Source organism: Carboxylicivirga agarovorans (assembly GCF_050589845.1).
Taxonomy (GTDB): Bacteria; Bacteroidota; Bacteroidia; order Bacteroidales; family Marinilabiliaceae; genus Carboxylicivirga; species Carboxylicivirga agarovorans.
In genome coordinates this window covers 210,258-224,371 of the sequence record NZ_JBNGPA010000003.1, presented here as the reverse complement: position 1 = coordinate 224,371, position 14,114 = coordinate 210,258, and the positions used below count along the sequence as shown (strand labels likewise).

Annotated in this window: 8 protein-coding genes; all 8 read left to right on the top strand. The window is 41.7% G+C overall.

From position 1 onward, the window contains the following. Positions 1-13 precede the first annotated feature (13 nt). A complete protein-coding gene (locus tag ACRD69_RS04880; protein WP_430813946.1) occupies positions 14-1,429 on the top strand; it encodes a sulfatase in 1,416 nt (471 codons plus the stop codon). A 98-nt stretch (positions 1,430-1,527) separates the two neighbouring features. Beyond that, entirely contained in the window at positions 1,528-2,937 is a 1,410-nt protein-coding gene (locus ACRD69_RS04875) for a sulfatase family protein (RefSeq protein WP_430813945.1), read from the top strand. 17 nt (positions 2,938-2,954) lie between these two features. Continuing rightward, complete coding sequence (locus tag ACRD69_RS04870; RefSeq protein ID WP_430813944.1) at positions 2,955-4,445, top strand: Gfo/Idh/MocA family protein; 1,491 nt, start codon at positions 2,955-2,957, stop codon at positions 4,443-4,445. A 1,465-nt stretch (positions 4,446-5,910) separates the two neighbouring features. Further along, complete coding sequence (locus tag ACRD69_RS04865) at positions 5,911-6,171, top strand: winged helix-turn-helix domain-containing protein (RefSeq protein WP_430813943.1); 261 nt, start codon at positions 5,911-5,913, stop codon at positions 6,169-6,171. A 59-nt stretch (positions 6,172-6,230) separates the two neighbouring features. Continuing rightward, positions 6,231-8,087 carry an outer membrane protein assembly factor BamB family protein gene (locus ACRD69_RS04860; protein ID WP_430813942.1) on the top strand — a complete coding sequence of 619 codons (1,857 nt, stop codon included), beginning with the start codon at positions 6,231-6,233 and terminating at the stop codon, positions 8,085-8,087. A 444-nt stretch (positions 8,088-8,531) separates the two neighbouring features. Beyond that, positions 8,532-11,630: a SusC/RagA family TonB-linked outer membrane protein gene (locus ACRD69_RS04855; RefSeq protein ID WP_430813941.1), complete on the top strand. Its 3,099-nt coding sequence runs from the start codon at positions 8,532-8,534 to the stop codon at positions 11,628-11,630. An 11-nt stretch (positions 11,631-11,641) separates the two neighbouring features. After that, complete coding sequence (locus tag ACRD69_RS04850; protein WP_430813940.1) at positions 11,642-13,222, top strand: SusD/RagB family nutrient-binding outer membrane lipoprotein; 1,581 nt, start codon at positions 11,642-11,644, stop codon at positions 13,220-13,222. A gap of 25 nt (positions 13,223-13,247) precedes the next feature. Next, positions 13,248-14,093: a hypothetical protein gene (locus tag ACRD69_RS04845; protein WP_430813939.1), complete on the top strand. Its 846-nt coding sequence runs from the start codon at positions 13,248-13,250 to the stop codon at positions 14,091-14,093. Positions 14,094-14,114 lie beyond the last annotated feature (21 nt).

Here is a 14,114-nt window from a genome sequence, read left to right as displayed (position 1 = left end):
ATGAATATATGATATGATCCGATTACTCATTTTTATTATAGGTATAAGTCTATCAAATACTGCACTGGCAAAACCATACAAGAAAAAATGTCCGAACATAGTTTTCATCCTTATTGATGATTTGGGATGGAAAGATACCGGATATATGGGGAGTGATTATTATGAAACGCCTCATATAGATCAATTGGCAGCTATAGGGGTCAACTTCGATCAAGCTTATGCACCAGCCGCTAATTGTGCTCCCAGCAGAGCCTGTATTATGTCGGGACAAAATACACCCAGGCACGGCATCTACACGGTTGGTTCTTCAGAAAGAGGAAAAGCCCATACGCGTAAGCTGATACCGACTCCTAATACAGTGACGCTTGCAGATAGTATTGTAACACTGGCTGAGGCTTTAAAAGAGGCTGGATATGTGACGGCTCAAATGGGCAAATGGCATCTTGGGGATGATCCGTGTACCCAGGGTTTTGATGTCAATGTGGCCGGATCACACGCCGGGCATCCTAAATCATATTTCAGTCCGTATAAAAATAAGGATCTCGTTGATGGTCCGGATGGCGAATACCTGACGGATCGGCTGACTAATGAAGCCATAAAATATATTAGCCAACAAGCAGAGCGAAAGGATACTCCATTTTTTCTATACCTGCCTTATTTCACTGTACATACACCACTGCAGGGAAAAGAGGAGTTAATTAATAAGTACCGCAAGAAAGGGGGAGAAGAAGGTCAGAATAATCCGGTATACGCCGCCATGGTGGAAAGTGCTGATCAGAATATCGGTCGCCTGATGGATGCACTTAAAAATGTGGGAGTGGCCCAAAATACCCTGGTTATATTCTCATCGGATAATGGTGGTATTGCCAAGATATCATCGCAAAAGCCGCTTAGAGCGGGTAAAGGTTCCTACTATGAGGGCGGTATAAGAGTGCCACTTGTTATTAGCTGGCCCGGGCATATTCCAGCTGGTAAGACCATCAATACACCGGTTGCCTCAATGGATGTGTATCCAAGCATATTGGAATTATGCGGATTGAAAAGGAAGCCTAAGCAGCCCCTGGATGGACAATCGCTGGTGGCATTAATGCAAAAAGACAAGCCCTTGAAAAGGGAAGCTTTATACTGGCATTTCCCAATTTATTTGCAGGGTATTCATCCGGTCAAAGATCAGGCACGTGATCCCTTGTTCAGAACACGTCCCGGATCAGCTATGAGAATGGGCAAATGGAAGTTACATGAGTATTTTGAAGACGGTGCCTTGGAACTCTATAACCTGGAGAATGATCCCGGGGAATGGCATAACCTGGCTGATTCATTGCCAGGTATTAAGAAGGAACTTCATGATATGTTGGTAAAATGGAGATTTGAAATGAACGCACCTGTGCCTGATGAGCATAATCCAGCGTATGTGGCAGAAAAAGAATAGTTAAAATATATTTCAACGCAAAATATGAGGCGGGTATTAAGTTCTTCTTTGTACGCTAACAAGGAATACGCTGCCTTCATTTAAAATGAATTAGACAAATGAAATTAAAAACAATTGTAATTACCTGTAGTTTTTTTCTGTGCACACAACTTTTTGCACAGGACAATACCAAACCAAATATCATCCATATTCTGGCCGATGATGTGGGTTATGATGATTTAAGCTGTTTTGGCTCACCAGATATTCATACACCCCACCTGGATGCTTTAGCAGAAAAGGGGATGAAATTCACTAACTTCTATGCGCCCCATGGCACTTGCACACCTTCGCGGGCTGCTTTGCTAACAGGACGCTATGCGCCACGTGTTAACGAAGGTGAAGGCTTGTATGTATTATTTCCACACTCAAAAACAGGGCTGGAAGATGAGATGGAAGTGACCATTACCGAGTTATTGAAGGAGCAAGGTTATAAGACTGGTCTGTATGGCAAGTGGCATCTGGGGCACTTACCTCAATATTTGCCTTGTGTGCATGGTTTTGATGAGTTTTTGGGCATACCATATCCGAATGATCATGGACCCGAGCGCATCGGTAACAGCGGTTGGCGCCCTAACGGGGTGAGTGATCCCGCAATTCCATTAATTGAGCAGGCACAAGTAATTAAGCGTTGTGACAACAATGATTTGGCTGAGTTACCAGCCTTGTTTACTCGTGAGGCTTGTAAGTTTATCTATCGTTCAGTGAAGGAAGATAAGAAACCTTTTTACTTACAATATGCCAATATTGAAACGCATACACCCTGGTTTGTACCTAAAGGATTCGAAGGTCAGAGTAAGGCTGCGGCCTATGGCGATGCGGTGGAATATTTGGATCGTTCTGTGGGCATCATCATGAATACCCTAAAGCGTCTGAAGATAGAGGATAACACCATCATTGTATTCTCTTCGGATAACGGACCATTGATATACAAAGATGAAGAACTGGAGAACTGCTATGGCAAATTTGGTTTTACCGATCCGGACAGAAAACATGTCTTACGTGAGGGAAAATACCAGGAGCGCTACGATGGAGGTATCCGGGTATCCTGTATCATGACCTGGCCAAACAATATACCTGCAGGTACTACCTGTGAGGAGCCGGTAACAGCCATGGATTTGTTCACCACCTTTGCCAATGTGGCAGGAGCTGAGATCCCCACTGATCGTCCAATCGACGGAAAAGACATTCAAAACCTGATGCGACAGGAAGAAGGTGCCGTTTCTCCTCACAAGGCTATCTATGGTTACAGAGCCAGGGGTGGTCTGATGAGCGTACGTTACCAAAACTGGAAACTGGTGTTTAAGAATAAATACAATCCAGAAGAAGATAACGAATTGTATTTGTACGACCTGAACAACGATTTAGGTGAAGCAAGTGATGTAGCGGATAATAACCCTAAAGTGGTGAAGCAGATACTCAAACTGGCAAAGGAAACAGAAAAGGCTATTCAGGAAGGAAAAGAATTGTAAATACTAAAATTATATATATGTCAACAGATAGAAGATCATTTTTAAAAAACATGGCACTGGGAGCAGGTGTAGCAGCTGCCGCTCCTTTGGCCGGATGTGATAAGCGGTCTCATGAGAAGGAAGCCGTTGCTTATATTCGCGAAAATGCTGAACGAGTGCCTAAGATGGAATTTAATATGTGTGGTTATGCAGCCCCTAAGCTGGATAAGGTACGTGTTGGTTTTGTAGGTATAGGCGACAGAGGTATTGGTGCTGTTGACCGTATGGGTTTTATCGAAGGCGTTGAAGTAACCGCGCTTTGTGATACTCGACAGGCTGCCTTAGATGGGGCTCAGGCATCACTGGCTAAAGCAGGCTTACCTAAAGCCAAAGAATTCACAGGTAGTGATACGGCTTTTAAAGCTTTATGCGATAGTGGCCTGGTTGATTTGGTTTATATTGCTACGCCATGGGAATGGCACGTGCCTGTTGCTTTAGCAGCCATGCGCGGTGGTAGCCATGCTGCGGTAGAAGTATCTACAGCCAAGACCATGGACGAGTGCTGGGAGATGGTAGAGGTATCAGAGCAGACCAGGAAGCACTGTGTGATTTTGGAGAACTGCTGTTACGATTTCTTTGAATTGATGACCTTGAATATGGCTCGTCAGGGCGCTTTTGGTGATTTAGTTCACGGAGAAGGTGCTTATATTCATGATTTGGATTACTGGCACTTCAACAAGCCAAAGGATGACAAGCCACGTGGCGATGGAGCTTACGATAATTTGTGGCGTTTGCATGAAAATACACGCAAGGCCAATGTATATCCAACACACGGTTTAGGACCTATTTGTCAGGCAATGGATATCAACCGTGGCGACCGCATGGATTACCTGACCGCAATGATGTCTGATGATTTCACTTTGAAGCACCGTATCAAAGAGCTGGCTCCTGATCGTCCGGACTTACAGCAATTCATCGGTAAGGAGATGCGTGGTAACATGGATATGCAGATGATACGTACCGTGAAAGGTCGTACCATGATGATTCAGCACGACATCAGTTCACCTCGCCCTTACTCACGCATTCATATGTTGAGTGGTACCAAGTGCTTTGCCCAGAAGTGGCCATTGAAGCACATCGCTTTTGGTCATAAAAAAGCTGATGAGGCTAAGATGAAAGAGCTTGATGAAAAGTACACACCTGAAATAGTACGTCGCATTGGCGAAATGGCCAAGCAAGTTGGTGGTCATGGAGGTATGGACTTTATAATGGACTGGCGTTTGATTGACTGTTTACGCAACGGTTTACCAATGGATATGGATGTGTATGATGCGGCAGCTTGGAGTTGTATCACACCACTAAGTGAATGGTCCATCTTAAATGGTTCTAAACCAATTGCTATACCAGATTTTACACGTGGTAAATGGAAAACAAACAAACCGGTCGAATTAACACTTAAAGGTGGTGGTACAACTGGGGTACGTAACTTAAAAGAGGCGGATTCGGGTAAGCAGTTGAATGTGCATTAATCCCCTTTTTAAAGGCTGGACTATACTAGTGTTATATAAAAGGAGGCAACTGTCTGAGGTTGCCTCCTTTTTATTTGTTTTAGTAATAGATCAGTACATTTCGTTAATGCAGTAAGCAAAAGTCTGGTTGCTTATGATCAGTCTAAGTGACGTTGCATAATGTCCTAACATACAGTTGTTAATCTTTTTAAAAACTAACAATAAATTGCAGTTACTAGTTGGATGATTCCAATGACTAATGCTGTTTTCAAAGAAAGAAGGTGCAATGTATCCGGAAGGGTGTTAAGTGTCAGGATTTATGATGTTGGGGGGGAGTGAAATGTTAACAGGCAGATATGCCTGCATTTCATATCCCAACTCTTCCAGCTTGAGAGATGATCACAAGGGGTAGATATACAGAACTAACAGCAGTAAACTTCCTGTGCTGTGATTCAGGCAATTTATACATAGTCCTTTGCAATACTCATCAATCCTTTTTCTAATTCAACGTGCTCAACATGCCCCATTCACATAGGGAAATTATTCATGTTGCCTTGATTATTCCCTTCCAATATAAGGTTGGAACAGCAACAACTATCAACAACATTATATAGCAAGGTCTGGTTAACAATAATATAGATTTAGTGATAGTGATGCCAGAATTTTGAGAACAAGTGGACCGAATGTAGCTTCGGTAATTTTTAAACAATCCTTCGGTAAATCCTTAGAGCTTCTTCGGTAACTCTTCGGGTGCTCTTCGGTAATTCTTCGGAACACCTTCGGATCAACCTCGCTCCTGGCGAGGTTGATCCGAAGAAGACCCCGATTTGACCCCGGGAAGGTACTTTTGTGGTACCTTGCTGGTCGATGCGCTAATTGATATTATTGTGTTAAATAAGAAATTAAATAAGGCGCTCACTAAGTTTTAAATTCAATGCAACACTCTATTGTTATTCTGTTTTTTTATAACAATAAGTTCGACTTAGCTTGTAGCCGACCTTTCTACAGTTTACTTCTCCCCATTTTATTAGATCCAGATCCCCTGATTGTCTCCATTCCAAATAATTTATAACAAGCTCTTCTTTGTTGATGCTTAGGTAGAATACGAAATAGCAGGCAAGTGCAATGATTAGGATGAAGGTTGGCGGTTTAAAGTGTTTCATTTATATTCATGATAAACACTGTCCAGTGGTATCAGCATCGTTTTAATACGAATTATTCTTATTGTAAGCACCTTTGATCAAAAGGAAACCTACCTTTCTTAATTGTGTGTAAAATGACACTATTATCATTTTTTCAGCAGAGGACTGAATGCCTTATCCTATCAGAATTGAGAATTGACATATTCCGGCTAAGTCTTGTAATTATTTTTTGCCTGGTTGTATCTGTGAAGACACTATGTGTCATGTTCAGAAATAGATAACCCTCCTTTGTAATTATACTATTTTTTTTAAATTTGTATGATGTATTAATAAAAAATACAACTATGGAGCGTGTTTTTGATAAAGTAATTGCCAGTCAGTCATTGGAAAAAGTGATAGAGTTCAAGATTGAAAACGCAATTAAAGAAAGGCAATTATTACCAGGAACTAAACTGCCTTCAAGAAGTGATTTAAGTATACGTTTAGGTGTAAGCAGAACCGCCCTGACAAATGCCCTTCATCGATTGGAAGAACGTAATTTAATCGAATTCAAAAGCGACCGCGGGATTTATGTTAAAAATAGCAGCGGCCTTTCAAAGTATTAACAAGGAGCATTTTCAGTAATGCAGTTTCGATTAACAGGAACTTTTTTAAATAGATTGATATGATGCCAATGAATCCTAAGTATCTGTGCATTTTACTAATGATGGTATGTGCAGTGGCTTGTCGTCCCAAAGAGGAAGTTATTATTGCATTTCTTACCGATATTCATGTTGAGCCCGGCAATACTAACGAAGGTTATTTTGCTGAAGTTGTAAGTGAGATTAATCATGATGGAATATATGATTTTGTTGTAATAACTGGTGATCTGACCAATATGGGGTCTGACAATGAGTTGTTGGCTGTAAAAAACATTCTGAACTCACTGGAAATTCCATATTATATTTTGCCAGGCAATCACGAAACAAATTGGTCTGAGACCGGTGGCGCGACGTACCAAAGGCTTTTTGGTGATGATCGGTTTTTCTTCAGTACCGATGCGTTTCAGTTTGTTGGTTTTAATACAGGTCCTTACATGAAAATGGGAGATGGTCATGTGAAACAGGAAGACCTGTTTTGGCTTGAAAAAATGTTAAAGCAGTCAGATGCGAATAAGCATTTAATCTCAATGGCACATTATCCATTAGCTGACGGGTTGGATAACTGGCCTGAAGTGACAGCTCAACTAAAAAAGCATGAAGTCAAAATGGCTTTTTGCGGTCATGGGCATAAATTGCAGTTACTTAATTTCAATGGAATAACCGGAGTGATGGGGCGAGCCCTGGTTGGTCACGATAAGCAAGATGTTGGATATAATATTATTGAACTGGAAGGTGATATAGTCAGGATAAAAAGTAAACGATTAGGATATGAACCACAACTGGCTTTCAGTTGGGATATGGGTCAAAGCTCACAGATTGATTCCATGAAGCTTCCACCCTCAGTTGATTATTCGATCAATGAATGGTATAAAAACATCGAAGTTAAGGTGTTGACTGAGGCTTCTGCTTCGGTGCTTGGTGGTGTGGCTTATGATAATGAATGCATCTATTGGCTGGCTTCCGATGGACTCTTAAATTGTTATGATCTGCCTAAGGACCGGCTACTATGGAGTCAGGATCTGGGTAAGCCGCAATACTCAAGCCCCGTTGTTTATCAGCAATTTGCTATTGTTGGAACTTCGCAAGGATTTATAAAGGCATTTCATAAGCACACGGGAGAATTGGTTTGGCAGACGGATGTAAAATACCCGGTCTTTAGTGAAGGAAGAATAAATAATGATCACTTGTATGTGGCCTGTGGAAAGGGCGGTATGTTAAAGCTAAATGCATTAACTGGGGAGATTATCTGGCAATACAAAGATGTTGGTGGATTCGTTCAGGCATCGCCGTGTATTACAAACGACAAAGTAATATTTGGAGCCTGGGATAGATTTTTGCACTGTATTGATAAGCAAACCGGGGAGATGCTTTGGAAGTGGACCAACGGACATGGGGCAACTTTATATTCACCTGGTAATGTAGTGCCGGTAGTGAGCGATGAAAAGGTATTTATTGTAGCGCCAGACAGGCACATGACGGTGATTGACCTGGAAAGTGGAGAGCAATTGTTCAGGACCAATAAGCATAAGGTTCGTGAGTCATGCGGTATATCGGCTGACGGACGATTCTTTTTCGCCAAGTCGATGAATGATTCCATCGTGGCTTATCCTACTGATGAACCTGATAAAGGTAATGACTGGGTAGTTAATGTGGGATTTGGATATGAACACAATCCCGTGCCTTTGGTTGAATCACACAATGTTTTGTATGGAGGTACGAAAAATGGAGAAGTGTTTGCTGTTGATATCCAAGAGAAAGAGTTGTTGTGGCGATATAAAGTGTGTAATTCGTCGTTAAATAAAATTGTTCCCCTCAATGACCGGGAATTACTTGCGTCCTTTATGGATGGGAGCATCGTAAAACTTGTTGATAAGAAATAAATATACAGTACTTCATGATAAGCTAATTGGCTGCCTTATTCATTATTAAAACTTCTTTTCGGGTACTGGCTTAAGTCTTCCTGTAAATCAAGTCAGGAAGTCATTCCTTGGCACAAGCACACGAGGGATGTGGCTTGTTTTGTGTTCCCTTTTGCCTGTAGCTCTGCATTGTTATTCTTTTTTTTGTATTACAGCTTTATTGTCGCATTAGCTTGTTGTGTGTATATATTTAATATGTATGACATGATATGTAAAAATATTATAAATGTCGTAAATGCTGTAACGGCAAGGTATAAAGGCTAGAAGAGTGGTCATACAAATGCTATTGACACTTGTGTATATCATATATTAATGTTAAAATTGCATAACATTGTTTAAAATGAATGATGTATGACATGAAGATAATGATGATATAAAATAACGTTAAATCAAAATCTAATACCAATGAGAAATAAACTACTGGAAAAGACCAAGAAAGATTTTGCATGGCTGCAAAAAACTGCTTTGTGTCTTTGTTTATTTGTAACTGCAGTACAGTTTTCTTCAGCAGAAGACTTAAGGCATGGTGATGAAAATCTATCATTGCAGCAGGAGCAGAAACAGGTTACGGGGAAAGTAACGGATGCAGGCGGAGAAGCGCTGCCTGGTGTTAATATTATAGAGAAAGGAACCACCAATGGAGTGATAACGAACCTTGATGGTGAATATGTTATAACGGTTTCAGCCGGTGCTACAATCTCGTATTCATATATAGGATTTGAGGCGCAGGATATATTAGTTGGAGATCAAAATGAGATCAATATTATACTTCTTGAAGAATCAACTGGTTTGGATGAGGTCGTTGTAACTGCCATGGGTGTGGTTGCAGAAAAGAAAAGCTTAAATTTTGCAGTACAGGCTGTAGGAGCCGAGAAAATTACACAGGATAAGCAGAATAATTTTGTCAACTCTTTGCAGGGACGTGTAGCGGGTGTTGAAGTATCGTCTGCCGGAGGTTCGCCAAATGCAGCATCTCAAATCTTAATACGCGGGGCTTCATCCATTGATCCTAGCATGAACAATGAACCAATATTTATTCTGAATGGAATGCATGTGGCGGGTGGTGCGGCAAAAGCTGCCGAAATCAATCCCGAAGATATCGAGACTGTAACGATTCTGAAAGGTGCCGCTGCTGCAGCTTTATATGGTTCTGAAGCGGCCAATGGTGCCATTATGATCACAACAAAATCAGGTAAAGCCGGAGCAATGCAGGTTTCGTTAAGTACGACACTTCAGTTAGAGCAGGTAGCTAATCTGCCGGACTTGCAGGATTCCTATCTGCGTGGTGGATTAGGTGTTTATCGCGAGGAGTCAAAAGGGGGCTGGGGACCGTTAATGCCTGAAGGTACAAGTACATATGATAATGTTGATAATTTTTTGCAAACAGGCGTCATGCAGAAGTATGACTTGTCATTGTCAGGAGGTACGGAGAAGTTCAATACCTATGCTTCATTAAGTTATTTGGATCATGAAGGAGTAATGCCTAATGATTATCTGAAGCGTTTTACCTTTTTGACTAAGTCGGAGTATAAGATTCGTGAAAACCTTTCCGTCGATTTAATGGCCAATATTACCAATAAGGAATCAAGAGGAGGTTCAAGTATGGGCAGTGTATACTCATGGCCTATTGATGACGACATGAGTTATTATAAAACACCCGAAGGAAATATTCGCTGGTTGTATGAAAATTCAAATAACAGGTATAATTCGCCTTTGAACCCTAACTGGTCCCGACACGAAGATTCAAGTCAGGGGAATAGTTATCGTACTTTGGTACAGGGGGCTGTCAGATGGAGCCCGGTAAAGGATTTAAAGCTAACCGGACGAGTGAGTTATGATTTAACCAACTCAGACAGCGAATATATACAAACACCACGCTGGCCTGATCCTGAAGATGAGACGGCAGCAGAGGATTTGCCTTACCTGGGCTATATGTCTTTATACGAGGGTAAGAGTGAGGTTATCAATTTTGGAGCCCTCGCTCAATACTCTAAAAATATTACAGCAGACATCAAGCTGGAGGCCATGGCCGGAATCGATTTTAAACGTAGTAAAGGAAGCTCACTGTCGGCAAAGGGATATGACTTTATAATTCCTACGCTGTATAGTTTCAATAACCTGGATGTGAAAAACGAGAACGATGTTTATGTAGGTTATTCGCAAAAAGAGCTCGTGGGTATTTTTGGGGAGATCAAATTTGATTACAAAGGTATTGCTCATGTTGGAGCTACATTAAGAAATGATTTCTCATCTACGTTGGCAGATGATAAAGATTCATACCGTTACCCTTCGTTTAGTGGTGGTCTGATTTTAACGGAGTTGTTAAATGTTGACTCACCTTTGATCAGTTTTGGTAAGCTAAGAGGTAACTGGGCCAGGGTTGGTAAGGATACCAACCCGTATAAGCAGCACAATTACCTGAAAAACTGGTCGCAACATCCTGATGGTGGTTATGGTTTCGATCCGGTAAGTAGCGGTAACCGCTATCTGGATCCGGAAATGACGGACTCATGGGAGATTGGTGTTGATATGCGTTTGTTCAATGATAAAACGCGCATAGATGTAGCGTACTATTCGACATTTGTTGACGGGCAGATTGTGACTGTGCGTGTGCCTCTTCCTACCGGTAATGTTCTTCAAACCCGTAATGAGGGGGATATTTCCAATAAAGGTATTGAAGTAACATGGAATCAGCGCATCTTGACTAATTCTAATTTGACATGGGATTTGACCACCAACTTTGCACACAATGAAGGAACGGTTGGCGATTTGCCGGATGATTTAAGAGAGATCTATCATTATGCCGGTCAAATCGGTACGATGAGACCGTCTTCCATTGAGCACGGACCTGTCTTTGGTATAACCGGGAAAGACTATTTGCGAACAGATGACGGGCAGGTGGTAGTCAGGGAAAATGGAACTCCGGTAGTTGGGGGAACCAGTACCACCTTGCTGGGTAACAGGGAGCCTGATTTTACAGTGGGTATCGAAAACTCATGGCGTTATAAAAATTTAGGCTTATCAGTATTGCTGGATGTCAGGAAAGGTGGGGATGTTTATAATGGGACATTGCAATATTTAATGGGCAGTGGTATGGCTGCTAACCTCGAAGACTACAGAAACAGGGAAATTATTGTAGAGGGAGTAGTGGAACAGCCCGATGGTACTTATGTTCCTAATACAACACCGGTTATTTTCGATCAGTTATTTTACACCAACTACTTTGCACCTGCAAGTTCAAACTTTGTGGAAGACGGATCATTTGTTCGTTTGTCAACTGTTGCCTTGTCTTATGATTTGAGTTCGATGTCGAAGCAAATTGGGATAGATGGACTTAAAGTGACTGTTACCGGGCGTAACCTTCTGCTTTGGTCCAATTACTCGGGTTCTGATCCGATCGTTAACCATACTGGTAATTCCAGGGGAGCTGGTACTTATGGTATTGATTATTTGCGGATACCAAGTACACGATCAGTTGCATTTAACATTACCGCTAACTTTTAAGAATGAAGATCATGAAGAATTTGAGATATATCGTTTTATTAATAGTGGGGCTGGCAATTTTTGCTTCTTGCGATGATTTTATTAGTGACAACATCGACCCCAACAGGCCAGTTAAAGCCAGTGTGGATCTGTTAATGCCACCGGTGCTGTTTTACAGTGCCCTTGAAAACTATGATCATAGTGAATATGGGATGTATTTGAGTCAGTGCCTGACAACGGGTGGTCGCAGTCAGACAGGGGCACGCGCTTATCAGAGTGGATGGGAGTTTTTAGGTATGAACCGTCACCCCATGTGGCGCCGCCATTTCATTGATGTGGGTACCAATGTGAATACGATATTGCGTTACCTGGAAGAAGGTGGTAATGAAAACTATGAAGCCGTTGCGCGAACCATGCGTTTGCTATCCAATCAGCAAACGACCGATGCCTTTGGAGATATGCCAAGAAGTACTGCCTATACAGAGGATCCTGAATATGATACACAGGAAAGCATTTACGAATGGATGCTTGAGGAGGTGGATGCTTTATTGGAGTTGTACGATTCACCTGAAGTCTCTCAGGCATCTAATGTTAAGATGGATGAGAGTATTGACCGTATCTATGGAGGTGATATGCTTAAATGGAAGCAGTTTGTTTATGGTATTAAGGCCCGCATATTGTTGCGCCAGTTGCCCAATCAAAATACTGATGCCGCCACTTGTCAGATGATTATTGAAGCTGCAGAGATGGCACTTAATGGCTGGCAGGATCCAAATTACAAGTTTGACGGCGGAACGGCTGTTGAGCAGAATTGTTTTTGGGGACGTACCAATCGTGCTGTAAATAGCTGGGAGAGTCGTACGAATAATTTGTTAGGCGCTATTCCTGCTAAGTATTTTATGGAAAATGTACTTGGCTATGACCCTGCGACCGGCGAGGCAGTTGATCCGCGCTTGCCTTATCTGATGGATGCACGTGGTGATGAGGAGGCAGGAGTTGATACGACCTACAGATATTTGGAAAATAATATTGGTATGCCTGCAACGCACCAGTCTGCATGGTACCCTTTGTTGTATGATAAGGTTCTTACCACAGATACATCTACCATTTGTCTTTTAACCCGGGGAGAGCTTAATTTTATTGTTGCCGAAGCTGCTTATTGGGCAGGAGATAAGGCTAAAGCTGTAGAGCAGATGAAAGAAGGTATTCGTTATCATATGAATCGTATGGGTGTGCCAATCGAAGAAATAGAGGCATACCTGATCAATCCTAATGCGGTACCTGGTTCGGCCAATGTTACACTGGCTGATGTGATGAAGCAGAAGTATATTGCCATGTATCTGCAACCAGAGCAATGGACTGACCTGCGAAGGTATGGCTATAGTAATGATGAAAATGGCATTCAATACAATGGCGAGATCATATACCCTGGACTACGCAGGCCTCATAACCTGTATGAAGCTTATTGGTCAACACCAAATGAATGGATCCATCGTCTGAATTATGATCCTGAAACTGAAGAAAAGTACAATCGAACGCAACTTGAGAGTATGGGCGCATTCCAGAATCCTGAATGGTTGAAGAAACCTATGATTTGGGGAAGAACGAATTAAGCTAATCCATTAAACAGAAAAGACGATGAAAAACATAATAAAATATTTCATTTTTCTATTGCCAGGGATGTTGATCTTTAGCGCATGCGAAATAAATGATCCGGTCGACGAACTGGTTCGAACCGGTTATATGGGGGCGAATGTATATTACGAGACAGGGGCAACCAATTCAAAGGCTGGTGCCGATGTGCCTTTTTATACCGAATATTGGTCGGTTGATGACCGCTTTAATAACCTGGAGCTTTGGTACGGTATTCAGAAAAGCCTGAAATATGGGTTGACTTCGGGAGTGAACGATTACTCACTTTCTCTTGACTCTGCCGAAACAGCAAGGGAGTCGCAGGTAATATTGGAGTATGAGCATGTCACAACAAGTTATGATGTTGAAAAGGCAGCGTATATCATTGATGATAGTTTCCCGGTCAGTTATACGCTGGCGCCAACCATTATAGAAAATCCTGGCAGCTACGATGAGGGACAAGTGACAAAACTGTTTCCTGCATCTTTTATTGAGCAGTTTTATGACGGCTTATTCGAAACACTCGATTACGAACTGCTTCAGTTGATATTGGTGGAAAGGGCAGCCCTGATCGACCAGGAGACTTTTGACACTCATTTTGATGATGTTGAGATTATTGATCCGGATACGGAAGAAGTTATTGGTTCCGAAAAAGTAATGAAAGAGGAATCGAAGCCTGTTCTTTATGAGCTGTTCAGTCAGGTGCCATTGCAGGATCTGATCTATAATCCTAACACATTTGCTTTTCAGATTCTTTACAGCAGAATTTATACGCTGGAATCACAATTCAGAGTTGTAAACGGCAATGATGTGGAGGTGTTCTCTGAATTAAAAGCTGTTGAAATAAACTAATAATGAATTAATCAATAGACC

Excerpts from the sequence above, each read along its gene's own strand:
- ACRD69_RS04870 (WP_430813944.1), top strand. The coding sequence starts at position 2,955 with ATGTCAACAGATAGAAGATCATTTTTAAAAAACATGGCACTGGGAGCA.
- ACRD69_RS04875 (WP_430813945.1), top strand. The coding sequence starts at position 1,528 with ATGAAATTAAAAACAATTGTAATTACCTGTAGTTTTTTTCTGTGCACA.
- ACRD69_RS04860 (WP_430813942.1), top strand. The coding sequence starts at position 6,231 with ATGATGCCAATGAATCCTAAGTATCTGTGCATTTTACTAATGATGGTA.
- ACRD69_RS04865 (WP_430813943.1), top strand. The coding sequence starts at position 5,911 with ATGGAGCGTGTTTTTGATAAAGTAATTGCCAGTCAGTCATTGGAAAAA.
- ACRD69_RS04845 (WP_430813939.1), top strand. The coding sequence starts at position 13,248 with ATGAAAAACATAATAAAATATTTCATTTTTCTATTGCCAGGGATGTTG.
- ACRD69_RS04850 (WP_430813940.1), top strand. The coding sequence starts at position 11,642 with ATGAAGAATTTGAGATATATCGTTTTATTAATAGTGGGGCTGGCAATT.
- ACRD69_RS04855 (WP_430813941.1), top strand. The coding sequence starts at position 8,532 with ATGAGAAATAAACTACTGGAAAAGACCAAGAAAGATTTTGCATGGCTG.
- ACRD69_RS04880 (WP_430813946.1), top strand. The coding sequence starts at position 14 with ATGATCCGATTACTCATTTTTATTATAGGTATAAGTCTATCAAATACT.